The 26466-nt window shown below is 44.5% G+C and carries 25 protein-coding genes, 1 other RNA gene, 1 pseudogene and 1 riboswitch; of the genes and pseudogenes, 13 read left to right on the top strand and 14 right to left on the bottom strand.

The annotated features are described in order from the left end of the window. The 4 genes from lgt to ICN38_RS06250 all read left to right on the top strand — a co-directional run bounded on the left by lgt (nucleotide 1) and on the right by ICN38_RS06250 (nucleotide 4920). Complete coding sequence (lgt, locus tag ICN38_RS06265) at nucleotides 1-789, top strand: prolipoprotein diacylglyceryl transferase (protein WP_216256192.1); 789 nt, start codon at nucleotides 1-3, stop codon at nucleotides 787-789. A gap of 153 nt (nucleotides 790-942) precedes the next feature. Further along, complete coding sequence (locus ICN38_RS06260; protein ID WP_216256191.1) at nucleotides 943-2247, top strand: malonyl-CoA decarboxylase; 1305 nt, start codon at nucleotides 943-945, stop codon at nucleotides 2245-2247. A 121-nt stretch (nucleotides 2248-2368) separates the two neighbouring features. Continuing rightward, nucleotides 2369-3352, top strand: a complete 984-nt coding sequence (locus tag ICN38_RS06255; protein ID WP_216256190.1) for a tripartite tricarboxylate transporter substrate binding protein — start codon at nucleotides 2369-2371, stop codon at nucleotides 3350-3352. Nucleotides 3353-3396: 44 nt separating this feature from the next. Beyond that, nucleotides 3397-4920: a malonyl-CoA synthase gene (locus tag ICN38_RS06250; RefSeq protein ID WP_216256189.1), complete on the top strand. Its 1524-nt coding sequence runs from the start codon at nucleotides 3397-3399 to the stop codon at nucleotides 4918-4920. Nucleotides 4921-4927: 7 nt separating this feature from the next. On the opposite strand, the gene ICN38_RS06245 is transcribed toward ICN38_RS06250, so the two are convergent. The 8 genes and pseudogenes from ICN38_RS06245 to ICN38_RS06210 all read right to left on the bottom strand — a co-directional run bounded on the left by ICN38_RS06245 (nucleotide 4928) and on the right by ICN38_RS06210 (nucleotide 11191). Then, entirely contained in the window at nucleotides 4928-5746 is an 819-nt protein-coding gene (locus ICN38_RS06245) for a sulfite exporter TauE/SafE family protein (RefSeq protein ID WP_216256188.1), read from the bottom strand. Continuing rightward, nucleotides 5747-5965, bottom strand: a non-coding RNA gene (ssrS, locus tag ICN38_RS06240) — 6S RNA. It lies immediately after the preceding gene. A 99-nt stretch (nucleotides 5966-6064) separates the two neighbouring features. Then, a pseudogene (locus ICN38_RS11615) lies at nucleotides 6065-6286 on the bottom strand (cell division protein ZapA); the annotation flags it as partial. After that, a complete protein-coding gene (locus ICN38_RS06230) occupies nucleotides 6261-6548 on the bottom strand; it encodes a hypothetical protein (protein ID WP_216256187.1) in 288 nt (95 codons plus the stop codon). The gene ICN38_RS06230 and the pseudogene ICN38_RS11615, both read right to left, overlap by 26 nt. Nucleotides 6549-6590: 42 nt before the next feature. Further along, nucleotides 6591-7349: an ABC transporter ATP-binding protein gene (locus ICN38_RS06225; RefSeq protein ID WP_216256186.1), complete on the bottom strand. Its 759-nt coding sequence runs from the start codon at nucleotides 7347-7349 to the stop codon at nucleotides 6591-6593. After that, on the bottom strand, nucleotides 7346-8326 hold the full coding sequence (locus tag ICN38_RS06220; RefSeq protein ID WP_216256185.1) for an iron ABC transporter permease: 981 nt from the start codon (nucleotides 8324-8326) through the stop codon (nucleotides 7346-7348). Before ICN38_RS06220 ends, ICN38_RS06225 begins: the two co-directional genes overlap by 4 nt. Then, nucleotides 8326-9219, bottom strand: a complete 894-nt coding sequence (locus ICN38_RS06215; protein WP_216256184.1) for an ABC transporter substrate-binding protein — start codon at nucleotides 9217-9219, stop codon at nucleotides 8326-8328. The genes ICN38_RS06220 and ICN38_RS06215 overlap by 1 nt, the downstream gene beginning before the upstream one ends. Nucleotides 9220-9223: 4 nt before the next feature. Beyond that, entirely contained in the window at nucleotides 9224-11191 is a 1968-nt protein-coding gene (locus tag ICN38_RS06210; RefSeq protein ID WP_216256183.1) for a TonB-dependent receptor domain-containing protein, read from the bottom strand. Between the two features lie 141 nt (nucleotides 11192-11332). After that, nucleotides 11333-11547: riboswitch (cobalamin riboswitch) on the bottom strand. A 72-nt stretch (nucleotides 11548-11619) separates the two neighbouring features. On the opposite strand from ICN38_RS06210, the gene ICN38_RS06205 reads away from it, so the two are divergent. The 6 genes from ICN38_RS06205 (at nucleotide 11620) to ICN38_RS06180 (ending at nucleotide 18328) form a co-directional block, all read left to right on the top strand. After that, nucleotides 11620-12237: a Crp/Fnr family transcriptional regulator gene (locus tag ICN38_RS06205; RefSeq protein WP_216256182.1), complete on the top strand. Its 618-nt coding sequence runs from the start codon at nucleotides 11620-11622 to the stop codon at nucleotides 12235-12237. 202 nt (nucleotides 12238-12439) lie between these two features. Beyond that, nucleotides 12440-14149, top strand: coding sequence for an oxalyl-CoA decarboxylase (oxc, locus tag ICN38_RS06200; protein ID WP_216256181.1), 1710 nt, complete (start codon nucleotides 12440-12442; stop codon nucleotides 14147-14149). A gap of 90 nt (nucleotides 14150-14239) precedes the next feature. Further along, nucleotides 14240-15490: a formyl-CoA transferase gene (frc, locus tag ICN38_RS06195; protein ID WP_216256180.1), complete on the top strand. Its 1251-nt coding sequence runs from the start codon at nucleotides 14240-14242 to the stop codon at nucleotides 15488-15490. 100 nt (nucleotides 15491-15590) lie between these two features. Further along, nucleotides 15591-16037, top strand: a complete 447-nt coding sequence (locus tag ICN38_RS06190; RefSeq protein WP_216256179.1) for a PAS domain S-box protein — start codon at nucleotides 15591-15593, stop codon at nucleotides 16035-16037. Between the two features lie 109 nt (nucleotides 16038-16146). Continuing rightward, nucleotides 16147-17394, top strand: a complete 1248-nt coding sequence (gene frc, locus ICN38_RS06185; protein ID WP_216256178.1) for a formyl-CoA transferase — start codon at nucleotides 16147-16149, stop codon at nucleotides 17392-17394. A gap of 1 nt (nucleotide 17395) precedes the next feature. Continuing rightward, a complete protein-coding gene (locus ICN38_RS06180) occupies nucleotides 17396-18328 on the top strand; it encodes a methionyl-tRNA formyltransferase (RefSeq protein ID WP_216256177.1) in 933 nt (310 codons plus the stop codon). Between the two features lie 103 nt (nucleotides 18329-18431). Here the strand turns inward: ICN38_RS06180 and ICN38_RS06175 are convergent, their stop codons facing one another. Together ICN38_RS06175 and ICN38_RS06170 are read right to left on the bottom strand one after the other, a co-directional pair. Beyond that, nucleotides 18432-19220 (bottom strand): DUF4239 domain-containing protein, encoded by a 789-nt coding sequence (locus tag ICN38_RS06175; RefSeq protein WP_216256176.1) that lies wholly within the window; start codon nucleotides 19218-19220, stop codon nucleotides 18432-18434. A 30-nt stretch (nucleotides 19221-19250) separates the two neighbouring features. Next, nucleotides 19251-20036, bottom strand: a complete 786-nt coding sequence (locus ICN38_RS06170; protein WP_216256175.1) for a DUF4239 domain-containing protein — start codon at nucleotides 20034-20036, stop codon at nucleotides 19251-19253. Between the two features lie 327 nt (nucleotides 20037-20363). On the opposite strand from ICN38_RS06170, the gene ICN38_RS06165 reads away from it, so the two are divergent. After that, nucleotides 20364-21164 carry a hypothetical protein gene (locus ICN38_RS06165; RefSeq protein WP_216256174.1) on the top strand — a complete coding sequence of 267 codons (801 nt, stop codon included), beginning with the start codon at nucleotides 20364-20366 and terminating at the stop codon, nucleotides 21162-21164. A 21-nt stretch (nucleotides 21165-21185) separates the two neighbouring features. On the opposite strand, the gene panC is transcribed toward ICN38_RS06165, so the two are convergent. The 4 genes from panC to metG all read right to left on the bottom strand — a co-directional run bounded on the left by panC (nucleotide 21186) and on the right by metG (nucleotide 24853). Continuing rightward, the gene (gene panC, locus ICN38_RS06160) at nucleotides 21186-22037 is read right to left on the bottom strand and encodes a pantoate--beta-alanine ligase (RefSeq protein WP_216256173.1); all 852 of its coding nucleotides are present in this window, start codon (nucleotides 22035-22037) and stop codon (nucleotides 21186-21188) included. Beyond that, nucleotides 22034-22897 (bottom strand): ScpA family protein, encoded by an 864-nt coding sequence (locus tag ICN38_RS06155; RefSeq protein ID WP_216256172.1) that lies wholly within the window; start codon nucleotides 22895-22897, stop codon nucleotides 22034-22036. The genes panC and ICN38_RS06155 overlap by 4 nt, the downstream gene beginning before the upstream one ends. Next, complete coding sequence (locus tag ICN38_RS06150) at nucleotides 22890-23078, bottom strand: DUF3460 family protein (RefSeq protein WP_216256171.1); 189 nt, start codon at nucleotides 23076-23078, stop codon at nucleotides 22890-22892. Before ICN38_RS06150 ends, ICN38_RS06155 begins: the two co-directional genes overlap by 8 nt. Before the next feature lie 104 nt (nucleotides 23079-23182). Next, the gene (gene metG / locus ICN38_RS06145; protein WP_216256170.1) at nucleotides 23183-24853 is read right to left on the bottom strand and encodes a methionine--tRNA ligase; all 1671 of its coding nucleotides are present in this window, start codon (nucleotides 24851-24853) and stop codon (nucleotides 23183-23185) included. Nucleotides 24854-24995: 142 nt separating this feature from the next. Here metG and ICN38_RS06140 point away from each other — a divergent pair, with 142 nt between their 5' ends. Then, on the top strand, nucleotides 24996-25847 hold the full coding sequence (locus tag ICN38_RS06140; protein WP_216256169.1) for a formate dehydrogenase accessory sulfurtransferase FdhD: 852 nt from the start codon (nucleotides 24996-24998) through the stop codon (nucleotides 25845-25847). Nucleotides 25848-25886: 39 nt separating this feature from the next. Then, a complete protein-coding gene (gene dcd / locus ICN38_RS06135; RefSeq protein WP_216256168.1) occupies nucleotides 25887-26453 on the top strand; it encodes a dCTP deaminase in 567 nt (188 codons plus the stop codon). The last annotated feature ends 13 nt before the right edge of the window (nucleotides 26454-26466 follow it).

The following is a 26466-nucleotide window of genomic DNA, read 5'->3' as shown; positions in this document are numbered from 1 at the left end:
ATGCTAATTCATCCTCAGATTGATCCGGCGGCTATTCGTCTAGGTTCCTTTGCAATTCATTGGTATGGCTTGATGTATCTCATGGCCTTTGCACAATTTTTATTATTAGGTCGTTTACGAATTCGGGCGCCACGTTATCAAGCGCTGGGGTGGACTTATAAGGATCTTGAAGATCTTTTATTTGCAGGTGTTTTGGGAGTAGTGTTCGGTGGACGAATGGGTTATTGCCTGTTTTATATGCCAGCCTATTATCTATCTCACCCCTTTGATATTTTGAAGATTTGGGAAGGTGGGATGTCTTTTCATGGCGGCCTCTTAGGAGTTCTCCTTGCTCTGTATTGGTTTGCTCGCAAACGCAAAACTACTTTCTTTGTGGTGAGTGATTTAGTTGCTCCATTGGTGCCGTTCGGGTTGGCATTTGGTCGCCTTGGAAATTTTATTAATGGTGAGCTCTGGGGGAGGCCAACGGATCTACCTTGGGCGATGGTCTTTCCACTGGTGGATTCCATTCCGCGCCACCCTTCGCAAATTTATCAATTACTTGGTGAAGGTATTCTGCTCGGTATTGCACTCTGGATCTACTCAAGCAAACCTCGTCGTGTAGGCCAGGTTTCTGGATTGTTCTTACTTGGTTATGGAGTCTGTCGCTTCTTGGCGGAATATGCTCGCGAGCCCGATGCCTTTTTGGGCTTGCTAGGTCTTGGTCTTTCGATGGGGCAATGGTTATGTGTGCCAATGATCATTTTTGGCATCTATCTCATGACGGCATTTAAATCCAAATCAGCTTAATTTTAGGCAATAGAAGCCATTTGCTTTTATAAATGATGCTCTTGTCCATATATAAGCTGGTTCAGCAAGCTTTTTAAACTATCGCTATCATTCCTTGGTTAAGGAATACATGCAGTCATCACGCTATTGAGTGCCTCTCTTTGAAAGAAATACATGCTTGAAAAGCTTGCCAAAGCCCGCTACCTTTCGCGCCTCACTGGTGCGGTAAACCGCCTTATTTCTGAGCGCGGCGAGTCCAATGCCGTCAGTATGGCTGATGAAGTCATTCATAACTATCGCAAGTTATCAAAAGATCAACACGCCAAATTTTTTACTTTCTTATTTGAAAAACTCAATCCTGATCCTGTTTCAGTAATGACTGCGGCCCAGCATTTTTCAGCAGAAGCGAACGCACGTAATTACATTAAATTACAGCGTGTTACTGAACCACCAAGACAAGAATTATTTCGTAGATTAAATCGGGCTAGTAATGGTACTGCCGCACTCGTCGAGATGCGGCGCGATCTTTTGCAATTATTAGATAAGCTACCAGAATTAACGGCGGTTGATTTTGATTTGCGTCACTTACTGTCCTCATGGTTTAACCCCGGCTTCTTAAAAATGCATCGCGTTGATTGGAAATCACCCGCTGAAGTACTCGAAAAACTCATTAAACATGAGGCCGTACATGCTATTGACGGTTGGGATGACCTGCGCCGCCGCCTGCAGCCTGATCGTCGGTGCTTTGCATTCTTTCATCCGCAGCTCCCTAATGAGCCACTGATTTTTGTTGAAGTAGCACTATTACCTGAAATTCCCGCAGTGATTACTCCGCTGGTGGATAAAAAAGCAGAAACAATGCATCAAACATCTCATTACAAAGTGGCTGCGTTTTATTCCATTAGCAACTGTGAGCCTGGTCTTCGCGGTGTATCGATGGGCAATTTCTTAATCAAAAGAGTTGCTGAACAGTTACAAGCTGAGTTCCCTAGCCTGAAAACATTTGTAACCTTATCTCCAATTCCAGGATTTGTTGATTGGATTGCTGCGGGTGCAGATATTGCCAATGAGAAGTCGAGTGTGCAATTAAAGCCTGCAATTCGGACCGCTCGAGAGCAGGCACTCGAAATTTTGGGCTTAGCCAACCGCTCTTGGACTGAGCGCTTAGGCGCTGGTTGGCATCCAGATAATGCGACTGAGAGAGAAAAATCAGCATTGCTATGCCTAGCAAGTATTTATTTAGGATTGGGCTCAGCAAACAGAAATGGTAATCCTGTAGCGAAGTTCCATCTGGGCAATGGCGCAAGATTGCACCAAATCAATTGGGCGGGGGATCTTTCTCGTAAAGGATTGCGCCAGTCTGCCTCAATAATGGTGAACTATTTATATGATCTTTCTTCGGTTGAAGAGAATCATGAGCGTTTTACGCAGGGCCAAATTGATTATTCCCGTGCGGTAGGGCGCTTAATGACGCTATAAATGGGTAATCAAAGTAGTGTAATTGGCTTGAGGGGTCGTAAAATAAGCACCGTAGGCGTCAAACTAGCTAATAGGTACTAAATAAACAAGCCAAGAAAAATGGCAAATGGAGGAGACAGTGATGACTAAGCAATCCACTTTGAATAGAGTGTTAAAAAAAGTATTATTTTTGATATGCGCTGCACCTTTGGCTGTTATAGCCCAAGAATGGCCTAGCAAGCCTATTACTTTTGTTGTGCCATTCCCAGCCGGTGGTGGTACTGATGCTTTCGCTAGACCTTTAGCAGCACAGCTAACAAAGCAGCTAGGTAAGCAAATCATTATTGATAATCGTGGCGGGGCAGGCGGCACTCTAGGCGCCTCCATTGCAGCCAAGGCTGCTCCAGATGGTTATACCTTTTTCATGGGCGCGGCCCACCATGCTATTGCGCCTGCAATGTATCCAAATTTGGATTACGACATTGAGAAGAGTTTCATTCCAGTAGCCATGGTTGCAACACCACCACAAGTAATCGTAGTCAATCCAAAAAATGTTCAGGTGAAGGATTTAAAAGAATTCATTGCCTTGCTGAAAAAGAATCCAGGTAAGTTTAATTACGCTTCCGCTGGCAATGGTTCATCTCACCATTTAGCTGGTGAGCAATTTAAGATGTTGACTAAAACCTTTATTACCCATATCCCCTATCGTGGTGCCGGCCCTGCGATGCAAGATCTGATTGCTGGCCAAGTAGATATTGAGTTTGATGGTTTGGGTTCTTCGGCTGCTCAGATTAAGAATGGCTCGATTGTTGCTTTGGCAGTTGCTTCACAAAAGCGTGCTCCTGGCTTCCCAAATGTCCCCACTGCGGCTGAGGCAGGCTTAGTGGGTTATGAAGTTTCTACTTGGTATGGCTTATTTGCTCCGAAGGGTACTCCACAGCCCATCGTAGATAAGATGACTGCTGAAGTCCAAAAGGCAATTAATACTCCTGAACTCAAAACGATCTGGACTAATAACGGTTCCGACACTCCAAATCTCACAGGTGAAGCATTTGCGAAGTTTATTAACGGTGATATTAAACGTTGGGCTGCAGTAGCAAAAGCCTCAGGCGCTAAGTTGGACTAAGAGTAAATATTTTTTAACATGATTAAGTTTGGTTTGAGACTCTAATGAATTTATATTCCCTATTGGAAAAAGGTTTTCCAAAAGATAAAAAAGCATGCGCTCTTGAAACGCACGATGGTTTGTATTACTCATGGAGTGATCTTGAGCGAGCCACTGCAAAAATGGCGAACCTGCTTAAGGGTCTTAAGCTTCCAGCTGGCTCTAGGGTAGCGGTTCAGGTTGAAAAATCACCGGAGGCACTTTTTTTATACCTGGCAACGATTCGCGCGGGCTATGTCTATTTACCTCTCAATACCGCTTACCAAGCTGCAGAAATTCAATACTTTCTTGAGAATGCGGAACCGGCAGTTGTGGTGTGTAGTAGCAAGAATTTCTCATGGGTCTCTAAGGTTGCTTTTAAAGCAGGTACTAAGCATGTATTTACTTTAGATGATGATCGCACAGGCAACTTGTTAGAGCGCGCTGGTAGTCTTAGTGACACATTTAAAACGGTGCCTGCTAAGGATGATGACCTCGCGGCCATTCTGTATACCTCTGGAACAACTGGCCGCAGTAAGGGCGCCATGTTGACACATAAAAATCTGGGTAGCAATGCTCAGGTTTTGCAAAAGTTCTGGGGTTGGATAAAAGGTGATGTGCTCTTGCATGCATTGCCTATCTTCCACGTGCATGGTTTGTTTGTGGCAGCGCATGGCGCACTCATTAATGGCAGTAAGATGATTTGGTTGCCTCGCTTAGATACTGCTCAGTTAATTAAGCATATGCCTAAGTCAACGGTCATGATGGGGGTGCCAACATTCTATGTTCGATTATTGGCAGATAAAGGTTTTACGAAGCAAGTGACTCGGAATATGCGTTTATTCATTTCAGGTTCTGCGCCACTACTAACAGAAACCTTTAATACATTTAAAGAGGTGATTGGTCAGCCCATTCTGGAGCGTTATGGCATGAGCGAAACCGTGATGCTCGTTTCTAATCCCTACAAGGGGAGCCGTGTCGGTGGCTCAGTGGGTTTGCCGCTGCCAGGAGTTAAGGTGCGCGTAGTAGGTGAAGATAACAAGCCATGCAAGGTCAATGAAATCGGTAGCATTCAAGTTAAAGGACCGAACGTATTTAAAGGTTACTGGCGTATGCCAGAGAAGACTGCTGAAGAGTTCACCAAAGATGGTTGGTTTAAGACTGGCGACGTTGGCCGCTGGGGTGGAGATGCCAATGGCGGCAAAGCACCTCAAGAGTACTTATGCATTGTTGGTCGTAGTAAGGATCTGATTATTTCTGGTGGATATAACGTCTATCCTAAAGAAATCGAAGGCTTTATTGATGATATGGATGGCGTAGACGAGAGTGCTGTTATTGGTATCCCGCATCCAGATTTTGGTGAAGCAGTGATGGCGGTAGTCGTACCTAAGGCTGGTGCTCAGCTCAATGCTGATGCCATGATCGCCACTCTGAAATCACAAATTGCCAATTTCAAAATTCCTAAGCGCTTAGAAATTGTTGCTGACTTACCTCGCAATGCGATGGGTAAAGTTCAAAAGAATATTTTGCGAGAGCAATATACGAAGTAAGTCGTAGCTAGAAACCAAATGCTTTGCGGCTTTCGTTAAACATGAAAGCCGCAATGACAAATAACATCACCCCAAAGACTCTCTTTAACTGAGCGACATTCAATTTGCCGGCCATCTTAGCACCCAATGGAGCAGTAAAAATACTCACCACGACGATACAAGCCACTGCCGGCACGTATACAAAGCCTAATGATCCTGGCGGAAGATTGGGGTGGCTCCAACTACCATACATATAGCCAATGGTTGCTGCCACTGCAATCGGAAATCCTAAACCAGAGGAACTTGCCATCGCTATATGGGGTTTGACGTTACACCAAAGCATGAAGGGTACATTCACAAATGCGCCACCTGCACCCAAGAGGCTAGAGAGGGTGCCCGCAAAAGCGCCAAATGAAAATAAGCCAAGCGAGCCAGGTAAATCTCTACCAGGTTTGGGCTTTTTATTAATAATCATTTGAATCGATGTGTAGACGATAAAGACGGCAAAAAAGAGAGATAGCCAGGAAGTATCCAGGGCCTCAAAAATTTCGCTCCCGCCAATGAGGCTGCCAATGACTAAACCTGGGCTGAGTGACTTTACTAAACTCCAATCAATTGAGCTATTTTTATGATGCGCCCAAATGGCAGAGAGTGATGTAAACACAGTGGTTGCCATACCAGAGGCAATTGCCATATGCACAATGAGATTAGGTTCAAAGTTCAGATGATTAAAGACTAGGATCATGAAGGGCACCAAGATCATGCCGCCACCGATTCCTAGAAGACCCGCTAAAAATCCTGAGATACTGCCGCATAACAGCAATACGGCAATATCACTTAGTAACAAGGATTCCCCGCCTTGGCCGCTAGGCCGTCATCCTGAACCCTAAGGTTCAAGGTGGAACGGCTACTCTGCTTTGGGTGCATTAAGAGGCTCAGGGAGTGACCAGCTCGAGGCTGGCACTGTGAACTTTCGAAGCGCTCACGCCCGCAAGGTAAAGATCGTTCCGGATGCTTGCGCATCGGTTCAAGGAACTATTGGCCTTGGCGAACCAGGCAGGGAAAGGGTTTGCATCAAAGTATCTACTTGATCTTCAAGCGCGCGGATTTCCGCATGAAGTCGTGAAACCTCATCTGCACTTACATTTGAAGAAGGACTCTGTTGCGATTGTGAATTTTGTAATTTGATGAGATCGCCAGCAATGGTGAGGGCCGCCATCATACTGGCCCGCTCAATGCTTCGATTACCACCACCAATTGCTAATTTGATTTGCTCGTCCACGAGCACGCAAGCTGCGCGGAGTAATGGTTCATGCTCTGTACTGGTAGCCAGGGTAATTTTTTGGCCAGCGAGAGTTACTTCAATGCGTTGTTGGCTCACTATCATCCTCTATGTTGTTCGGTGGAATAGCTTCACTCAGTAGATTCATTTGGCGCCCATCACTTTGCTCTGGTAAGCGACTCAGAATATGTTGAATACGTTTTTGAGCATCCTCGATTTTGCCCTCAAGCTGAGTGCGGTTTTGATGCAGATTTTTAACGGCTTCAGTAATTAATTGAACTTTGTCAGCCAAGCGTTTAACGGATGCATTTGCAGCGTCCAGGGCGGCACTGTTATGACTTGGGGCTAGTGTATTTAACTCGTTCATATTGGCATTGTAGCCTCAGGAAAAGCCAGAATGGGGCGCTTTTCAGGCGGGAAGGCTAACCCATTCATTCCCAAGCTTTTCTAGGCGAATGCGACCCTCAAAAAGGGCGATTAAGGCTTGGTGAGTTTCTGGATCATTGCTAGCACCCTCAAAATGGAGCATTCCTTGTTTGATCATGACCAGATGATCAGCCCTGAGGGCATATTGAATTTCATGTAAGACGGTCACCAAGGTTTTGCCTTGGGATAGTAGTTCTCTTTGCCAAATCAGCCAGTCGGCTTGATGAGGCGGATCCAGGTTCGTTAATGGCTCATCCATCAGCAAAATATCGGCTTCCACTGCTAACAAGCGAGCGAGTAAAACACGCTGCTTTTCTCCTCCCGATAGTTCATGTAGGAATCGTGTGGCAATAGATTGAGTATGGGTTTTGAGTAATGATTGCTGAACAACATGATGGTCATGATGGCTTGGCAAATGCAGCCAACCCTGATGAGGAATGCGTCCCAACATGACGGTATCGTAAACAGTCAACTCGCTAAATTCTTCTGCGGCATCATTATTTTGAGCTAGCCAGGCCATTGATCTTGCGCGTTGTTTACTACTGAGTGTTTGTATATCGACACCCTCAATGCTGATCTGACCCTTGATGGGCAGAATATTAGTCATTCCCTGAAGGAGGGAAGATTTTCCTGCACCATTAGGGCCAATAATGCTGGTCCATTTCCCCTTTGGTATTTCAATGGAGAGATTACGCAGCACTTCACAAGGGCCGCGGTATACGCTCAGATCTTGAAGTTTCATTTCTTCATTCCGATCTGGCCGCGACGTAAGAGAAAGAGAAGGTAGCTGCCTCCAAGTACCGCGGTAACAATACCCACGGGAATTTCCAGTGGGGCAAAAATACTGCGCGCCAGCAAATCAGAACCTAAGAGCAAAATGCCGCCAGAGATGGTGGAGAGGATGAGTTGGGCACGTTGACGCCCACCAGAAATATGACGTACTAAATGAGGGGCAGCTAATCCTACAAATGCAATTAAACCGGTTTGGGCCACTGCAAATCCAGTAGCCAGAGCCAAGATGCTAATTAATAAAAGTCTCAGTTGATCAAGGGGAAGTCCCAGAGTGCGCGCAGTGTTTTCTCCAAGAGAGAGTGCGCTCAGTACAGGGCTGAGCAATAGAGTGAGGAGTACACAGAGAGACAATGCCATTCCCATGATGAGTACCGCATTCCAAGTAAGTAACGCAGTGTTACCCAACATGAATGATTGAAGGCTTTGATATAAATCCGGACGTACAAACGTGAGTAAAGAATTTGCAGCACCAAAGATCACGCCAATGACTACCCCTGAAAGGAGTAAACGCAATGAACTTTTATATCCGCCTGCCAATAAGAGGGCAGCCAACACTCCGAGCAAAGCTCCGGCAAATGCACCTCCATTGATGCCAATCAAGCTAATGATGGAAGACTCACCAACGTAGGAGAGGCAGAGAATAATGCCTACTCCTAGAAGTGCTCCAGAGGCGCTTCCTAACAAATAGGGATCCGCTAAAGGATTGCGAAATAAGCTTTGGGCGATTGCACCCGCTAAGCCCAGTAATGCTCCAGCAAGATAGGCGCCAATCGATCTCGGTAGGCGGATTTCAAATAGAATGATGCGGTTTGCATCTGCAAAATGCCAATCTACGCCCGTACTTCCTAAAATACTACCTAGCGCAATCAGCACAGCACTTAAGCCCAGCAGAATGAGTAGCTTTAAAGGAAGTTGATTGGATGGCATCACTTATTCAATGATACTTTTTCTGCAATACATTCCGAAAGTATGAGCGCTGCCTGTCCCATTCTTGGTCCTGGTCTTACTAGAATGTCACTCTGCTCTTTATTAAAGGCGCAAATGCGATTCTGTGCGATTGCTGGAATTGCGCCCCAACCAGGACGTTTTTTAATATCAGGAAGCCTGGTTTCGCTAAGCATGATGATTTCAGGTTTTGCTTGCACTACAAATTCAGGATTAATTTTTGGGAAAGCGCCAAGGGATTCGGGAATGATGTTGTAAAGCTCAAGTCTGGTTAACAGTTCGCCAATAAAAGAAGTTCGACCAGCAGCATAAGGCGCAGAGTTAACCTCGAAATACACGCGCATATTTTTTTGAGAGCCATCTAGTTGTTTATTGGCGCGGGTAATCTCTGCTTGGATCTGTTTCCAGACTCTGTCAGATTCATTGCTTCCCAAGGCGAGATCCATTTTTTTAAGGGCGCGCTCCTCATCTGCCATGTTCTTGATATCAAAAGCCATCACGGGGATGTGCAGGCCTTCAAGACGCGCAATGATGGGAGAGGATCTATCGACTAGCACTAAGTCAGGTTTGAGTTGCACGATGCCTTCTAAATTGCTATCGCTAATACCACCCAGCTTTGGCAGTGTTTGTAGTGAGATAGGCCAATTCGAGAAGCGATCAATTCCTACCAGATTGCTGCATTTACCAAGAGCGCAAATCGATTCGGTAAGCGATGGCAAAAGACTGATTAAACGTTGCGGAGGATTTTTAAAGACGAGGGTCTTACCGCGATCATCACTTACTTCTATAGCTGCTTGTGCAAGGGCTAAAAATCCACACAACACTACACCCAAACCTATTTTGAATGATGACTGAGCGAGTGTTGTGTATTTCATAGCATTACTTCATGGCGTAACGTGCGCCGATATAGATATTAGATCCTGGAGTGTTGTATCCGTAAGTCAATTGATAGTCTTTATTAGTCACGTTATTCCAGCGTCCAAAAATACTCCAATCTTTTGTTACATCATAGTTGGCATAGAGATTGAAGATGGCATAACCACCAAGCCCTGTATTGCCGTAGTCATAACGTTGACCAGAAAAGGTTACGCCGGCACCAGTTGTCACTGCACCAGCGCGATATTCCACCGCTGCATTGCCAAATTGACGAGCACGCTTGAGTAGCACTGAACCTGTATTTTGATTGATGGGATTTTGCTGATCAAAAGAACCTTTCAGATTGAAGTTCTCCAATTGTTTACTAGCACCCAATGAGGCACCATTGATTTTCGCATTGGCTACGTTTGAAGCGCAACCAAAGTATCCAGGAGGACAGCCAATACTGGAATACTGAATCAAGTTCGTAATCGTGTTGGTATACCCGACTAAATGTAATTCATAAGTAGCTTCTTCATAATGAAGTCCGGCCTCAGTATTGCGACTTTTTTCAGCCTGCAGTGACGGATTGCCATAGCCGGGGTAGTACAGGTCATTAAAGGTGGGAGGTCTAAAACCAGTGCTGTAGTTGATATTTCCCCTGAAAGCTTTAGTGAAGAAGTAACCATAGGCAGCACCCCCTGTGGTTTGGCTGCCATAACCTGTGATGTTGTCATTGCGTAGTGAAAGGTTCGCTAAATGCGCACCCCGCTTTAATTGATAGGCACCGGCTACCGAATTGGTATTACGTGTTTGATTAAAGTTTTCCGGCAAATACGTCGTGTTGTAGTTCACTTGGTTAGTGAAAACGTTTTGCGATCTTCTCTCAGCCAGGAATTGCAGTAAATCCGGTCCAACCGCAATATCGTTTTGCCAAGTCAAAATATTTTGCTTGGTGTTATTTACTGGATTTGTCGTTGGGGTTAACTGCTGACCATTATCAGTGGACTGAGCGGCTTGCAAAAGACTCTTCCAGATTTCAGTTACTTGATTTTTGGAATATATGGAATAGGTGCCTAGATCATTAATATTATTCATGGTTGCAGGAGCATAAGTGCCTGGTGCATTACCTGGGTACTGATTATTCAAGCGACTTTGTAGAAATTGCACTCCTAGTTCTTGACCTTGCATCCATTCTTGAGAGGCTCTACCCGTAATGCTGTCTTGACTGTAACCAGTTCTATTGGTCGGTAGGGCACCATAGAAGCAATTTCTGGCAATGGATTTTTTGGATTGTGTAGTGGGGTTGCAAGGGTTGTTATCAGCGACAGTATTAAATCCCATTGATAGATTCTGACTTGCACTGAGGGAGTAGCGAATCTTTTGTTCGCCTTCAGTTGCGCCATAAATGCTTGCTTCAGTAATGGTTGTGCCATAAGTACCGTAGCCACTCGATACGCTGACCTTGGCAGGACCGTCTCCCTGCTTAGTAAAAATTTGTACAACGCCGCCAATGGCATCTGCGCCATAGAGGCTACTTTGGGGTCCAAAAATAATTTCAATGTGATCAATCAGGGCTAATGGAATAGCTTGCCAACTAGGGCCACCATTAAATCCAGAATCTGTCCGAACTCCATCAATCAGGACCAAGCTTTGCGCATTACTCGTACCGCGTAGAAAAACGCTCGCGATTGATCCGCCTGTACCGTAACTTGAAATCTCAACACCACGTTGCCTTTGTAATAACTCTACTAAGCTGGTTTGACCTGCTTGAGCAATTTCTTCAGGGCCGATGTAGTCGTAGTCAGCTAGTACATTACTAGCCGCAGTTGGCGCTCTATTAGCTGTAACGATGACTGGGTTCATGGTGTTCGGTCCTACCGAAACCGATACGTTTGAATTGCTTTGTGCTTGCGTGAGATTGCTGAGTAATGCCGTGCTCAGGACTGAGCTGAGCAGCATTATGCGCAGCTTTGATTGCGATTGTTTCATGACTACTTTCTGTTATCGATTGCCTGGCTAACTTCCCCGTTAGCTAGGTCGAACAGAATTTCACAAGCAGGAGACGAGCGTCAATTGGGCGGCTAACTAGAAGATGGCACGCTGTCATCGGCGCGCGAAGATCCCCGTCCGCAAAATTCCACCTGTCTTGGCCGGTATCCGGGCTAGTAAATCTCAGAAGCTGGCCTTCCCATGCATTGACGTGCACAGTGGCTTTTTCAGATTCCTGACACCTTTATCCTGGGGAAAAGGTGTATTTACTTACCGTTGCGGGGGCAGCACACGTTTAGTGTTTCCCGTTTAACTTTATTGCATTGCAATAAGGCACCACGACACAGCGATTCTAGCTTATCTTTAGGGGCTTTAGCCTGTTTTGGGCTTAAAAAAGCCTACAATACTTGGTCTAGGATGAAAGATTCATGACTGTATTAGATAAGCACCCCGAAAAAAACCTGATTCGCCTCCAACTGAGTCAAAACTCTGTTTTAAAGAACTTGGATGCGGCAGCAATGACTGAATTAGAGCGCTATTTAGAAATTTCGGATCTCAAAAAATCAGAAATATTGCTCCGTCAGGGCGATCATCAAATGGAACAGTACTTTGTCTTGGACGGCATTCTTAAGCGCATCGTTTCTAGTCCCGATGCAAAAGAGATGATTTTGCGTTTTGCCATCGAAAAAGATATTGAAACCAGTTACGCAGCTTGGCGCTTAAAGACGGCTGCTCCATACAGTATTGCCTGTGTAACCAAGTCCCGAGTCGCTCGCATGCCCATGAAAAAATGGGCTGAATTCCTTGAAGAGCACAAACCCCTTAAGGAAAGCTTTGAGTTTGAGGTGATGCGTCTCATGAGTGAAATCATGGCCCACACCATTACCTTGCATATGCTCGATGCACCTGGGCGGGTAGAGCGCTTCTTGCGCAAATATGAAGACTTATTTGAGCTCCTCCCTAAAAAAGAGCTAGCGGCATACCTAAACCTCTCTCCTGAGACCCTGAGCCGCCTCAAAACGAAGCATAAAGAGATATTTATCTAAGCAATTCTGCATTTGGATGCGTGATTTGGGGGAAATTGACCAAAGTCAATGATCATCGCCACCCTCAAGTCTAATATTCATTTCTGCCTAAGCTGGGTCAAAACTCAGTGCGCCTTAATTAACTCACTTGGAGACAAATAGCGAAAGCGAAATTACAGTGCTTGCGACATTTACACACTCTTTGTAATTTTAAAAAATTTCTATGACTACAGATAATCAAAACACACAATTGACTGATGGCTTTCATCTTGTCATTGATGCCCTCAAGGCAAACGACCTCAATACTATTTTTGGCCTCGTTGGAATTCCTATTACCGATTTATGTCGTTTGGCTCAAGCTGAAGGATTGCGTTTCATTGGTTTCCGTCACGAGCAGCATGCGGGTAATGCAGCTGCGATCGCTGGTTATATGACACAGAAGCCAGGTATTTGCATGACAGTTTCTGCACCTGGATTCTTAAATGGTTTAACAGCCCTTGCTAATGCGACCGTCAATTGCTTCCCAATGATTTTGATTAGCGGTTCTAGTGAGCGTGAGATCGTTGATTTGCAACAGGGTGATTACGAAGAGATGGACCAGCTCAATGCAGCGAAACCCTATTGCAAAGCAGCCTATCGTATTAATCATATTGAAGATATTGGCATTGGCTTTGCTCGTGCAATTCGTGCTGCGGTATCTGGCCGCCCAGGTGGTGTGTATTTAGATTTACCAGCACAGTTGTTGGCGCAAACAATGCCTGTTGAAGAAGCGAAGAAATCCATCTTCAAGGTAATCGATCCAGTTCCACGTCAGATCCCGGCGGCTGATGCTGTAGAGCGCGCCTTAAATGTCTTGAAGGGCGCCAAGCGTCCATTGATTCTTTTGGGTAAAGGCGCTGCTTATGCTCAAGCTGATAAAGAGATTCGTGATTTGATCGAGAAATCTGGCATTCCTTATTTGCCAATGTCGATGGCAAAAGGTCTGTTACCTGACAATCATCCACAGTCTGCTTCTGCAGCACGTTCATTCGTACTCGCTGAGGCGGATGCCGTCATGTTGGTTGGTGCTCGTCTGAACTGGTTACTTGCACACGGTAAGGGTAAAACTTGGGGAAAAGATCCTAAGAAATTTATCCAAATCGATATTCAAGCGAATGAAGTGGATAGCAACGTTCAAATTGATGCACCTTTGATTGGTGATATTGGTTCTTGTGTTGGCGAACTCTTAAAAGGCATTGCTGCTGTTCCTAAGCCAAGCGCTGAGTGGATTGCTGCTATTACCGAGAAGAAAGATAAGAACACAGCGAAGATGGCTGAAACACTTGCCAAAGAAGCTAATCCAATGAACTTCCATGGCGCATTGCGCGTGATTCGTGATGTGATTAAGAAGAATCCAGATGTGAACTTGGTCAACGAAGGTGCTAATACGCTTGATTATTGCCGTGCAATTGTTGATATGTATAAGCCTCGTAAACGTTTTGACTCCGGTACTTGGGGCATCATGGGCATTGGAATGGGCTATGCCATTGGCGCAAGCGTTACCAGTGGCTTGCCTACAGTAGCTATAGAAGGCGATAGCGCTTTTGGCTTTAGCGGCATGGAGCTCGAAACAATTTGTCGTTACAACTTGCCAATTACTACGGTTGTATTTAATAACAATGGTGTCTATCGCGGGACTGACAAAAATCCTACTGGTGGCGCTGATGTTGCCCCAACGGTATTTGTAAAAAATGCACGTTACGACAAGATGATTGAAGCATTTGGTGGAGTGGGCTACTACGTCACTACTCCAGCAGAATTAGAAGCCGCGTTAACAGAGGCGATTGCTGCTGGTAAGCCAGCTCTCATCAATGCAGTGATTGATGAAACCGCAGGAACTGAGAGTGGACGTTTAACCAATTTGAACCCATCTACTGCAGCTTCTAAGAAATAAGATTCTGAATATTTAAGAACGGTAATAAAAAGTTAATATTTTTTTGATTCAATTGAGCAATAAATAAGAAACATTCAAGGAGAAACAAACATGACTAAACCATTAGACGGTATTCGCATTATTGACTTCACCCATGTGCAAGCAGGTCCTGCATGTACCCAGCTTTTGGCTTGGTACGGTGCTGACGTAATTAAAGTAGAGCGTCCAGGTTCAGGTGACGTTACTCGTAGCCAATTGCGTGACATCCCAGGCGCTGATGCTTTGTATTTCACCATGCTGAATGGTAATAAGCGTTCTTTGACATTGGATACCAAGACTGCCGAAGGTAAAGAAGTTTTGGAAAAGATGATCAAAACATCTGATGTCATGGTTGAGAACTTTGGCCCAGGCGCATTGGATCGCATGGGCTTTTCTTGGAAGCGTATTCAAGAATTGAACCCAAAAATGATCATGGCTTCTGTAAAAGGCTTTAGTGATGGCCACTCATATGAAGATTTGAAAGTGTATGAGAACGTTGCTCAGTGTGCTGGTGGCGCTGCTTCTACTACTGGCTTCTGGGATGGTCCTCCTACTGTTTCTGCAGCTGCTTTGGGCGACTCTAATACTGGCATGCACTTAGCGATTGGTATTTTGACTGCTTTGATGCAACGTGAAAAAACTGGTAAAGGTCAAAAAGTATCTTGCTCAATGCAAGATGCTGTATTGAACTTGTGCCGTGTGAAGTTGCGCGATCAACAGCGTTTAGACAAGATTGGTTACTTAGAAGAGTACCCACAGTACCCACACGGTACATTCACCGATGTAGTTCCACGTGGCGGTAATGCTGGTGGTGGCGGTCAGCCAGGCTGGGTTTTAAAGTGTAAGGGCTGGGAAACAGATCCAAATGCTTATATCTACTTCACAATTCAAGGGCATGCTTGGGAGCCAATTACCAAAGCTTTGGGTAGACCTGAGTGGGCAACCGATCCAGCGTACATGACTCCAGAAGCTCGTCAAGATAAGATTTTTGACATCTTTGCTGTGATTGAGGACTGGCTGAAAGATAAAACGAAGTACGAAGCTGTGGACATCCTCCGCAAGTTCGATATCCCATGTGCCCCAGTTCTCTCCATGAAAGAATTGGCTGCATCACCTGACTTGCGTAAGAGTGGTTCGATTGTTGAAGTTGACCACAAAGTTCGTGGCAAGTATTTGACTATCGGTAGCCCAATCAAGTTCTCTGATTTAGAAATCGAAGTGAAGCCATCTCCTGTGTTGGGTGAACATACTGATGAAGTGTTGGCTGATCTGGGTTATAGCGCTGACGATATTGCGAAGTTGCATACCGCTAAAGCAGTGTAGTAACAGAAGAGTATTACTGCTATTGAAAGGCGCTCCTAGTGGGCGCCTTTTTATTTCTGCACTACCTTCTTTGTAATCAAAATTTCTGTAGACTGCATATATGAATACAAATGTCGATTTAAATCACTTAGCAGAATCTATTGGCGATGCCGTGGTAGTCGCCGATGCTAATGAAAAGATTGTGCTGTGGAATGCAGGAGCTACTCGCATTTTTGGGTATTCAGAGACAGAGGCTATGGCCAATACTTTGGATTTCATCGTGCCCGACCGTCAGCGTCAAAGACATAATCATGGTTTTAGTAAGTCAATGGAGACAGGGACCACTCGCTATGGCGAATCAATCTTGAGGGTTCCTGCTAGGCATAAGGACGGCAGCACGCTTTCCATTGCCTTTACTGTAGGGATGCTTTTTGACCAAAACCACAAGGCCAATGGAGTGGTGGCGATAATTCGTGATGAAACGCAGCGTTTTGCCGAGGAACGAGCCTTAAAAAAGCGCCTTGCTGAGCTTGAAAACCCACCAAATACTGAAAAAACGAGCCTCTAGGAGCGCTTATAAGGGTCTGTGCCCAATAATTAGGCACAGATTCAATGCCGCAATTCCCGCTGGTAAAATTGTCTTAATTAAAAAATTTATTTTTATTGGGATTTAAATCATGGCAAAAGCACTAGAAGGGGTCAAGGTCCTCGACTTTACGCACGTTCAATCAGGTCCAACCTGTACGCAGTTATTAGCTTGGTTTGGTGCAGATGTGATCAAAGTAGAAAAGTCTGGCGAGGGCGATGCAACACGTGGTCAACTGCGTGACATCCCAGATGCGGATAGCTTGTATTTCACGATGCTTAATCACAACAAGCGCTCGATTACGGTCAATACCAAAACCGCTAAGGGTAAAGAGATTTTAGAGCGCCTCATTAAAGAGTGCGATGTGCTCGTTGAGAACTTTGCTCCTGGTGCGCTCGATCGCATGGGCTTTTCTTGGGAACGTATTCAAGAGCTCAATCCAATGATGATCATGGCTTCAGTCAAAGGCTTTGGTCCTGGCCCTTATGAAGATTGCAAAGTGTATGAGAACGTAGCGCAATGTGCCGGCGGCTCAGCATCTACTACTGGTTTTGATGATGGCCCTCCCATGGTAACTGGTGCGCAGATTGGTGATAGCGGCACTGGTTTACATTTAGCCTTGGGTATTGTGACTGCGCTCTACCAGCGAACCCACTCTGGACGTGGTCAAAAAGTATTGGCAGCCATGCAAGATGCAGTCTTAAATTTATGCCGCGTGAAATTGCGTGATCAGCAGCGCTTAGAGCGCGTTGGCGTAATGCAGGAATATCCGCAGTATCCAAATGGAGAATTTGGAGAGGCTGTCCCCCGTGCTGGTAATGCCTCTGGTGGTGGTCAGCCGGGCTGGATTGTGAAGTGTAAGGGCTGGGAAACTGATCCAAACGCTTATATGTATGTCATTGTGCAGGCTCCTGTTTGGGAGGCGGTATGCAAAGTGATTAACCGTGAAGATTGGATTACCGATGTGCGTTTTGCATCGCCGATGGCCCGTTTACCCCATTTGATGGAAATCTTTGGTGAGATTGAAAAATGGACCATGACAAAGAATAAATTTGAGGTCATGGATATCTTGAATAAGTACGATATTCCATGTGGCCCAATTCTGTCGATGAAAGAGATTGCTGAAGAGCCATCCCTACGAAAGACTGGTACCGTTGTTGAAGTAGATCATCCAATTCGTGGAAAGTATCTTACTGTTGGCAACCCCATTAAATTATCGGATAGCCCAACAGATGTTGAGCGTTCTCCATTGCTTGGTGAGCATACGGATGAGATTCTCAGCGAGTTAGGTTATACGACTGATGATTTGATATCGCTTCGTCACGATAAGGTTATTTAAGATGCGAGTAGCGCTAATTGGAAGTGCAGATTTTGGTAAAGCAGCTTTAGAGGCATTCTTGGATCGCGGTGATGAAGTGGTTGCTGTTTTCTGTCCTCCTGATAATCCAAAGTCAAGCAAACCTGAAGTACTGAAAGAGGCAGCAATTACAAAGGGGCTAAAACCCTTGCAATTTGCCTCGCTCAAGGGCCCAGAAGCTTCTCAGGCCATGATCGATTGCAATGCCGACATTTGTGTCATGGCGTACGTGCTGCAATTTGTACCCCAAGAATTAGTCAAGATCCCAAAACACGGCACCATTCAATATCACCCCTCTTTACTGCCAAAGTATCGTGGTCCAAGCGCAATTAACTGGGCCATCGCCTTGGGTGAAGAAACAACTGGCCTTACCATTTTCCGTCCTTCTGATGGGCTTGATGAGGGCGCAGTCATTTTGCAAAAAGAGGTAGCTATTGGACCTGATGACACCTTAGGCAAGATTTATTTTGATCACCTATTTCCGATTGGTATCAAAGCTTTATTAGAGGCTGCTGATTTGGTGGTGGCAGGTAAGCATCAAGAAGTTATTCAAAATGAGTCACATGCCAATTATGAAGGTTGGTTTGATATCAATGCAGCGCAAATTCATTGGGCAAGCCATATTGGCCAAACTTACAATCAGATTCGTGCATGCAATCCAGCACCTGGTGCTTGGACCAAGTTTGGCGAACAGAAGGTGCAGATCTATGATTGCCACAAGCATGTTGTCGCCACCTTTGGCGCCGTTAAAGGTAAGCCAGGCGAAGTAACCCAAATTACCCTAGATTCTTTCTTTGTCGCCTGTCATGGCGGACAGATTGAAGTCCTCAAAGCTAAAGGTGCCACCAGTAAGGTGAGTGGCGCTGAATTGGCTAAAGAGCTCAATATACAAGTTGGGCAATTTTTCGTTTTATAGAATCGCTATATTCAAATAAGTAGCACCGTAGTCAATGAATTTGGATAAAATAAATACCAACCCTAGGGTTGGTATTTTCTTTTTGTGCTTCCTTAAGAGATCGCTATTTACGACTGTCTATTGCCTTAACGGCACCAGCAATAGGATCTGATTTAATGGAGACCGTTCCCTCAAATGGATGATCGCATATAAACACTAGCGTCATCAGGCCGACCAAGGCAGCTAACTCTAGACTAATGCCAATTGCAGTGAGCCATTTATTTAAAATTAATCCAAGCGCTGACATGAAGAGCACGCCAAATAGAATGGCAATATTGACGACCCAATAAATTCCATGTAAACCAATGTGCGAGCCTTCTAGACGTATCTCACGCATTTCAATTGACTCATCTAATTTTTTGAGTAGTTCACTATAAATGACAGTTTCACGCGGGGTAGTAGGATTAATTTGGCCAATCTTGTCAGCAACAACTGCAAATAAATTAGCAGTTTCAACACCCTCTTGTTGTATCTGAAGTTTAGGCCATTCATCATCTAGAATGGATTGAGCATATGTCTTTAAATCGGCGCGTATGGGATTTAACCGTGGATCTCCATATTGATGTAGCAGACGATCAACATCATTAATGCGTGCAGCTTCAGATGCTACATTCTGATCTGCATGATCATAATTAGTAATGACCAGCACCAAAGAAAAGCTCAAAACAATCGCACTCAATGCCACTAAGCCAGACTGGATAGCAATCAAAAACTCTTTTTCATGATCGGAAATACCATTTAGGATAGGCGTTTTTTTAAGCAAGAATGCCATGAAGTACATCAAGGCAATTGATGCAATCAGGCCAATAATAAATAAAGCTATAGGGGGTTGGGTATAAAGCCAATGAGACATAAAGCGCCTTTAAGGTTTTGAATTTCAGAATTAACTGGTTCTTTTACTAATAACATCAATGACTTCAATAATGGGTACTGGTTTAATTCCGGCTTCACCTTTAAGGGGTTCATCGAAGCTAAAGGTTAAGCATAGCAATGCAGCAAAACAGGCCATTTGAGCGCCAATAACAATATCTGCAGTTCTTGTACGTTCTGCAAAGGCAGATAAAACAGTTTTTGCTAATAACATGAGGATGATAATCATCCAGAATATGTTCGGAATGGCAAACTCAGCTGCATCTATACGATCATTACGCGAGTCAGCTAAAGAATCGGCTAGCTTGAGCATCTCGTTGTAGATGGAATTCTCGCGTGGACTTGAAGGCTTCATTTCAATGACGCCTTTTGAAACTGGCTTAAATAGCGCTTCAGTTTTAGCACTATGGTGCCCCTCATCCATTTCGGGCCACTCATCGGCGACAATCGATTGCGCATATTCCCTTAGAGCAATGCGAATTGGATCAGTTGCTTCGGGATTTCCATAGCGGGTTAATAGGCGATCTAAATTATTAATTCTGACGGCTTCTTGACGAACAATGTGTTCCGCCTGTCTGTAAGTGGAAACAGCCTGTACTAAGGAAAAGGCCACAATCAGAGCCAGTAAAGTGGATACAGAAGTATGAATGTTAAGGGCGAGAGTATCTTTGTATCCCGGCGCATATTTATCTAGCAATGATCGAACGATTTTATGCAAAATCAACATAGCAACAATGGTTAACACTGAAAATAGAATTAAAAGCAACCAAGGTGGCGAGTGATTAATGAGGTAAACCATGCTGTTCTCCGTTTTAGTTTGTGAAGTAATTTAAATTGAATTTTTAGTAATTTACCAAAATTTACAATTTTGTGATTCTCTAACTAAATTAAGTCATTTAGATTAAGTATTTGCTTAAATTCTGAGCAATTTTCCAAAATCTGCACAAATTTAATACATTCTGTTAATACTCGATATTCCTCTTCGCTAGTCTAAAAAGAGATCCCTGATCTGGCATGATATGATTTTTAGGTGCCTTAAGAAAGATCATTCAAGGACAACTAGAAGCGAGCAACTTGTTATAGTGCTAGCTATCAGGTGATTAACCTCGTGACATTAGGTAGATAAATGACAGACCTCATTACCCAATACGCTTATGGACCCATTCTGCCGGTTACGCTATTAATCATATTGATTGGGTTGCTCGCTTATAAGATTATTTTTTCATTTGAAATTTTTTCGCCACTTGCTAACCAGCCAATTTCTGGGCCATTTGTATCCCTGCCAGCCATTGCATTCTTTTTCATGGTGGGCTTTATTTCTCTGCATCAATTTTCACGCTTAGAAGATTCAAAGCAGACTTTAGCCATTGAAGTGTCTTCTATTGAGAATATGCTCAATGCCCCAGATGCCAATAATGAAAAGCAGCAAGAAATTCGAGGTTTGCTAAAAGAGTACCTAGATGTATCTCTTAATGAAGAATGGGCTGGCAGTCTTAATCAGGTTGCATCCCCAAAAATTAATCAAATGATTAAAAAAATGATGGGCATTATTTATTCCCCTGATTTTATTTGCGCACCAAATTCACAAGATACTAAATATTGCGTGTCACCTTTACTGGGAAAGAGTTATGTTGATAATTTATTGGCCCTTTCAAATGCACACAATAAACGCATCCAATTAGGGCAGCTCGATAGTAGCCCTATACGCTGGTATTTATGCTTAGGCTTGGCTTTTGAAGCCGCATTAACCACTACGGCAATCCATCGTGCAAATAAGACTTCTGCCATCATTAGCCTCACCCTTTTCTTGATGTCGGCTTGGTTAACGGCCGCAACGATTGCATTACATTACTCACCGTATAGAGGGCCTAATTCAATTCAACCCATACCGCTGCTAAATGTGCAGAAAATATTTAATGGTGGATAGACCGCTATTGATCTGTAGAGATTAAATCTCTAGGTTATCAATCAATCGTGTTTTGCCAAGCTTGGCTGCCGTCAGAATAACAAGCGGCTCACCAGCTTCCAAGCTTGCATCGGTGGCTGGTGCCAAGTCACTTTGCTGCCGAATGGCAATGTAATCCGGTTTCCATCCCCTTCCAACAAGTGTGGCAACTGCTTTCTTCTCAATTTCTGAGAGTGACTGGGTGTTGCGTTCTTTAAGTTCAAGAACTTGATCACGAGCTACCTTTAGCACTCTTTGTAATTCAGGTGCTTCAGCACGCTCTTGTGTAGATAAATAACTATTGCGTGATGAGAGTGCTAAGCCATCCTCTGCACGAATGGTTTCACCCGGAATAATATCTACCGGTAGAGCAAATTGTTTGGCCATTTGACGAATGATCATTAATTGCTGGTAATCTTTCTTACCAAATATGGCCACCTTAGGTTGCACGCAGGAAAAGAGCTTCAAGACAACGGTACATACCCCTTTGAAAAATCCTGGACGAAACTCACCCTCTAAAATGTCGCCCAATTGATGTGGGGGGTCTACACGGTATTCCTGCGGTTGAGGGTAGAGAATATGCTCGGTAGGGGCGAACAAAATATAGACTCCTTCGCGCTCAAGCTTTTCAATATCATCTTGCATCGTGCGTGGATAACTATCAAAGTCTTCATTTGGACCAAATTGCAAGCGATTGACAAAAATACTAGCAACTACAGGATCGCCGTGCTGCCTAGCAAGGCGCATGAGTGACAAATGACCTTCATGCAAATTACCCATCGTCGGAACAAATGATGCGCGGTTTTGACCGCGGAGATGGTCGCGTAATTCTTGAATATCGCTAATAATTTTCATGCAACAGGTGTGTAAGCTAGGCGAACGTAGATTGGTGCATAGGGCTCAGCTTGAGTAATTTCGACTAAGGCTTCGCGGGAGAGTTCTAACATCGCGATAAAGTTAACAATCACTATAGATATGCCTTTACCGGAATTAATAGCCTCTTCAAATAACTCACCAAACTCCACAAATTTAGTGCTTTGTAGACGACGCAATATGCGAGTCATAAAGTCACGAACAGATAATTCTTCACGAGTTATTGTGTGGTGTTGATTGAGTTTGGCACGATGTAAGACATCACGCCAAGCCATCTGTAAATCATCAAGGTTAACTTCTGGCCATGAGATAGCAACCGTAGTGTCTACATAGCCATGAGCGATCTGAAAGTCCCGACCATGCTGAGGTATCTGATCAAGTTCTTGTGCAGCAAGCTTCATACGCTCGTATTCAAGTAAGCGACGAACCAATTCTGCGCGTGGATCTTCCACTTCTTCTTCGCTATCTGCTTTCTTCATTGGCAGCAGCATGCGAGACTTAATTTCAATTAACATCGCAGCCATTAATAAGTACTCGGCAGCAAGCTCAAGATTGGTATGGCGAATTTGATCGATATAACTGAGGTACTGTTGAGTAACCTGCGCCATTGGAATATCAAGAACGTTGAAATTCTGTTTACGAATAAGGTACAGCAAAAGATCTAAGGGGCCTTCGAATGCCTCTAGAAAAACTTCTAGCGCATCTGGCGGAATATAAAGATCAGTAGGAAGCTTAAAGAGGGGTTCGCCATACAGCTTGGCGAAAGCCGATGACATCCCATCGGTAACTCCTGGGGTGCTATCTAGTAATTGGGGTAATGGCTGATTAATCGGGTCAGTCATTCGAGTAGACGTAAGAGCGTTGTTTTAATTTGGCGACTTTTGCGCGACGCTGATCTTCAACACTTAATGGTTCTTTATCCCAAAGCAGGGCACGACCAGCTTGTTGGTCGGCTTCGAGATTTGGCTTCTCGGTTTTCAGTTCGCTTAAGAACTGGGTGAATTCAGACTGGTATCTAGCCATGACATTTCCTAAAATACTCAATTAATTCAATAACTTATGATATTTAATTCCAAAAGTTATCTGGGGACTACAGGCACCATTATAGGTGCTTTTTAGGCCCTTTTTTACAAGTTTGCAGCCAGCAAAGCGTCAATTTGTGGGGCTTCGACTCGAGTCATAAGGTGTTTGTAGGTATTGATCGGATTCTTGCTAGAAAGCGGAGTGGCAATATCGCTCCAATTCATTGGCGCTAAGGCTAAAAATTCCTCTACACCGACAGCAACTTGCGGAATGACGGGTTTGAGGTAAAGGCTGAGCATTCTGAATGCTTCGAGGGTAATGCTACATACGCGCTGTAAGTCAGCCTCACGCACTAGGTCTTTAGCAATTTCCCAAGGCTTATTCTCATCTACAAAACCATTGACCTTATCAGCAAGCTCCATGATCAAGCGCAATGCTTTTGCGTACTCGCGCCCTTCATAGAGCGCAGCAATTTTTTCACTTGCACCAGCAATTTCTTTTAGCAATGGATTATTCATGGCTTCATCAGAAACGATTCCACCAAATCGTTTGACTAAAAATCCCGCGCTGCGACTAGCAATGTTGATGTACTTACCTAATAAATCACTATTGACCCGTGCAACAAAGTCTTGAAGATTTAAATCTAAATCTTCCATGCTGTCATTTAATTTTGTAGCAAAGTAATAGCGGAACCATTCTGGATTAAAACCACATTCAATCACGCTATTAGCAGAAATGAGGGTGCCACGTGATTTGCTCATCTTCTCACCATCTACGGTAAGAAAACCATGAGCAAATACATTTGTGGGAGTGCGGTAACCTGCAAAATGTAGAGTAGCTGGCCAAAAAAGAGTATGGAAATAAAGAATATCTTTGCCAATGAAATGGTATTGTTCAGTGGTCGTATCAGGCTGTACCCACTCATCAAAATTGAGGCCTTTTGCCTGGCAGTAATTGAGGAAGCTAGCGTAGTAACCAATTGGCGCATCTAACCATACGTAGAAGTATTTACCTGGGGCATCCGGAATTTCGAAGCCAAAGTAAGGGGCGTCACGGGAAATATCCCAATCGCCTAATTTACTATCTCCTGGCTCACCAACCCATTCTTTCATTTTGTTACGAGCTTCAGGTTGAAGTGGTGTTTTTACTTGAGTCCATTCGCGTAAAAAGTTTTCGCAACGAGGATCAGATAATTTGAAGAAATAGTGATCAGATATTTTTTTGATTGGTGTAGCACCACTCACTACTGAGAAAGGATTTTTTAAATCCGTCGGCGAATAAGTAGCACCACATTTTTCACAGTTATCACCATATTGATCTTTGGCGCCACACTTAGGACACTCGCCTTTGATAAAGCGATCTGGTAAAAACATTTCTTTAACAGGATCGTAAGCCTGCTCAATAGCGCGCTTTTCAATTAAACCCATATCACGGAGCTTTAGGTAAATACTTTGCGCTAGCTTTTCATTCTCTGGGCTATCAGTGGTGTAGTAGTTATCGAATGAAATCAGGAAGTTATCAAAGTCGCGTTTATGTTCTTTCCAAACATTAGCGATCAGTTCTTTTGGCGTGAGACCTTCTTTTTCTGCGCGCAACATGATGGGGGTGCCATGGGTATCATCGGCGCCTACGTAGTGCACCTCATGATTGCGCATCCGTTGAAAGCGAACCCAGATATCTGTCTGAATATATTCCACCAGATGGCCTATATGGATCTGACCATTGGCATAAGGTAAGGCGGAAGTGACAAGAAGGCGACGCTGGGGCTTGCTCATGTAAAGCGGACTTAAATAAGAAGGTTAAATTAGGCTCAATCCATAATTGTGCTGGCTTGAGCAATGATTTTAGTCTGCGGTTAAAGTAAACCCCCCATTAGTACCGATAAAATTGAGTTCAACCCTATTTAGAAGGCGCCCAATGTCAGTAGAGGTAGGCAAACCCAGGATTCAGATGTCTCACGCCTCCGTGCCCCTGGTGCACGAGGTAGAGATATTGGATGAGGCGGGACGCAGTAAGCTTACCCATATTCCTGGAGAACGCCCCTTAACTATTTATTTGGATAAGCGCGAGGTGGTCACCTTGATGACCCTAGGAAGTGCGCCTGAAGCCCTAGTGCTAGGTTATTTGCTTAACCAGCGCTTAGTAGAGTCACCCGATGATATAGAGAGCATTCAGGTGGATTGGGAGACAGACTCTGCTGCTGTAAAGACTCATCGTCGCACGGTAGACATTGACGCCTTGACCAGCAAGCGCGTGGTTACCACTGGTTGTGGTCAGGGAACCATGTTTGGTGGTCTGATGGAGGAGATGTCGGAGATGCAACTGCCAGATGGGCCCCAATTATCTCAGGAGGCAATCGTTGCCTTGGTGGATGCAATTCGGATTCATGACTCGATTTATAAGAAGTCAGGCTCGGTTCATGCCTGCGCGGTCTTTGAGCGTCAGGGCGAGCACGGGGTTCGCATGCTCCACTTTATTGAGGATGTTGGACGTCATAATGCAGTCGACTCAATTTCTGGCTTGATGAGGCTGGCTAATAAACCGGGCAAAGATTTGATCTTCTTTACGACGGGTCGCTTAACCTCGGAAATGGTCATTAAGGGCGCTCAGATGGGCATTCCTTTCTTACTGACTCGCTCTGGAGTAACTCTGATGGGCTTGGAGTTGGCTCGCCAAACCAATCTGACGATCCTATCCCGCTGCTCTGGAAAACACTTCGAGATTTACAACGGCGCTGAGCGAGTGGTTTTTACCCAAAGCCCAGGATAAATATTGGGGATGTCTTAGCGAAGGTTTTACAATTCGGGCATGACTATTAAATCTGACCACTGGATCCGGCGCATGGGCGAGCAAGGCATGATCAGCCCTTTTGAGCCTGGGCAAATCCGCCAAGACGCCGCAGGCAACAAAATCGTAAGTTATGGCACTTCAAGCTATGGCTATGACATTCGTTGTGCAGACGAATTCAAGATCTTTACAAACATCAACAGTACGATTGTTGATCCTAAAAATTTCGATGATCAATCCTTCGTAGATTTTAGGGGGGATGTTTGTATTATTCCGCCAAATTCTTTTGCTTTGGCTAGGACTGTTGAGTACTTTAAGATTCCCCGTAGTGTTCTAACAGTTTGCGTTGGTAAAAGTACCTATGCGCGTTGTGGGATCATTGTGAACGTCACTCCATTTGAGCCTGAATGGGAAGGCTATGTCACTCTAGAATTTTCCAATACCACCCCATTGCCGGCAAAAATTTATGCTGGTGAAGGATGTGCGCAAGTGCTCTTCTTTGAGAGTGACGAAATCTGCGGAACATCTTACAAGGATCGCGGCGGCAAGTATCAAGGTCAGCGGGGCGTAACCCTGCCTAAGACCTAAGCCATTTTCGGCA

It is taken from the genome of Polynucleobacter sp. AP-Melu-500A-A1, from assembly GCF_018882125.1.
Lineage (GTDB): Bacteria > Pseudomonadota > Gammaproteobacteria > Burkholderiales > Burkholderiaceae > Polynucleobacter.
This window is presented reverse-complemented; position numbering and strand designations above follow the sequence as displayed.

Bases quoted from the DNA above. Each gene is read 5' to 3' on its own strand.
- ICN38_RS06170 (WP_216256175.1), bottom strand. From the start codon at position 20,036: ATGGTTTACCTCATTAATCACTCGCCACCTTGGTTGCTTTTAATTCTA.
- ICN38_RS06250 (WP_216256189.1), top strand. From the start codon at position 3,397: ATGAATTTATATTCCCTATTGGAAAAAGGTTTTCCAAAAGATAAAAAA.
- ICN38_RS06205 (WP_216256182.1), top strand. From the start codon at position 11,620: ATGACTGTATTAGATAAGCACCCCGAAAAAAACCTGATTCGCCTCCAA.
- frc (WP_216256180.1), top strand. From the start codon at position 14,240: ATGACTAAACCATTAGACGGTATTCGCATTATTGACTTCACCCATGTG.
- ICN38_RS06230 (WP_216256187.1), bottom strand. From the start codon at position 6,548: ATGAACGAGTTAAATACACTAGCCCCAAGTCATAACAGTGCCGCCCTG.
- ICN38_RS06140 (WP_216256169.1), top strand. From the start codon at position 24,996: ATGTCAGTAGAGGTAGGCAAACCCAGGATTCAGATGTCTCACGCCTCC.
- ICN38_RS06190 (WP_216256179.1), top strand. From the start codon at position 15,591: ATGAATACAAATGTCGATTTAAATCACTTAGCAGAATCTATTGGCGAT.
- ICN38_RS06225 (WP_216256186.1), bottom strand. From the start codon at position 7,349: ATGAAACTTCAAGATCTGAGCGTATACCGCGGCCCTTGTGAAGTGCTG.
- frc (WP_216256178.1), top strand. From the start codon at position 16,147: ATGGCAAAAGCACTAGAAGGGGTCAAGGTCCTCGACTTTACGCACGTT.
- dcd (WP_216256168.1), top strand. From the start codon at position 25,887: ATGACTATTAAATCTGACCACTGGATCCGGCGCATGGGCGAGCAAGGC.
- ICN38_RS06215 (WP_216256184.1), bottom strand. From the start codon at position 9,219: ATGAAATACACAACACTCGCTCAGTCATCATTCAAAATAGGTTTGGGT.
- metG (WP_216256170.1), bottom strand. From the start codon at position 24,853: ATGAGCAAGCCCCAGCGTCGCCTTCTTGTCACTTCCGCCTTACCTTAT.
- ICN38_RS06175 (WP_216256176.1), bottom strand. From the start codon at position 19,220: ATGTCTCATTGGCTTTATACCCAACCCCCTATAGCTTTATTTATTATT.
- oxc (WP_216256181.1), top strand. From the start codon at position 12,440: ATGACTACAGATAATCAAAACACACAATTGACTGATGGCTTTCATCTT.
- ICN38_RS06155 (WP_216256172.1), bottom strand. From the start codon at position 22,897: ATGACTGACCCGATTAATCAGCCATTACCCCAATTACTAGATAGCACC.
- ICN38_RS06260 (WP_216256191.1), top strand. From the start codon at position 943: ATGCTTGAAAAGCTTGCCAAAGCCCGCTACCTTTCGCGCCTCACTGGT.
- lgt (WP_216256192.1), top strand. From the start codon at position 1: ATGCTAATTCATCCTCAGATTGATCCGGCGGCTATTCGTCTAGGTTCC.
- ICN38_RS06150 (WP_216256171.1), bottom strand. From the start codon at position 23,078: ATGGCTAGATACCAGTCTGAATTCACCCAGTTCTTAAGCGAACTGAAA.
- ICN38_RS06180 (WP_216256177.1), top strand. From the start codon at position 17,396: ATGCGAGTAGCGCTAATTGGAAGTGCAGATTTTGGTAAAGCAGCTTTA.
- panC (WP_216256173.1), bottom strand. From the start codon at position 22,037: ATGAAAATTATTAGCGATATTCAAGAATTACGCGACCATCTCCGCGGT.
- ICN38_RS06210 (WP_216256183.1), bottom strand. From the start codon at position 11,191: ATGAAACAATCGCAATCAAAGCTGCGCATAATGCTGCTCAGCTCAGTC.
- ICN38_RS06255 (WP_216256190.1), top strand. From the start codon at position 2,369: ATGACTAAGCAATCCACTTTGAATAGAGTGTTAAAAAAAGTATTATTT.
- ICN38_RS06165 (WP_216256174.1), top strand. From the start codon at position 20,364: ATGACAGACCTCATTACCCAATACGCTTATGGACCCATTCTGCCGGTT.
- ICN38_RS06220 (WP_216256185.1), bottom strand. From the start codon at position 8,326: ATGCCATCCAATCAACTTCCTTTAAAGCTACTCATTCTGCTGGGCTTA.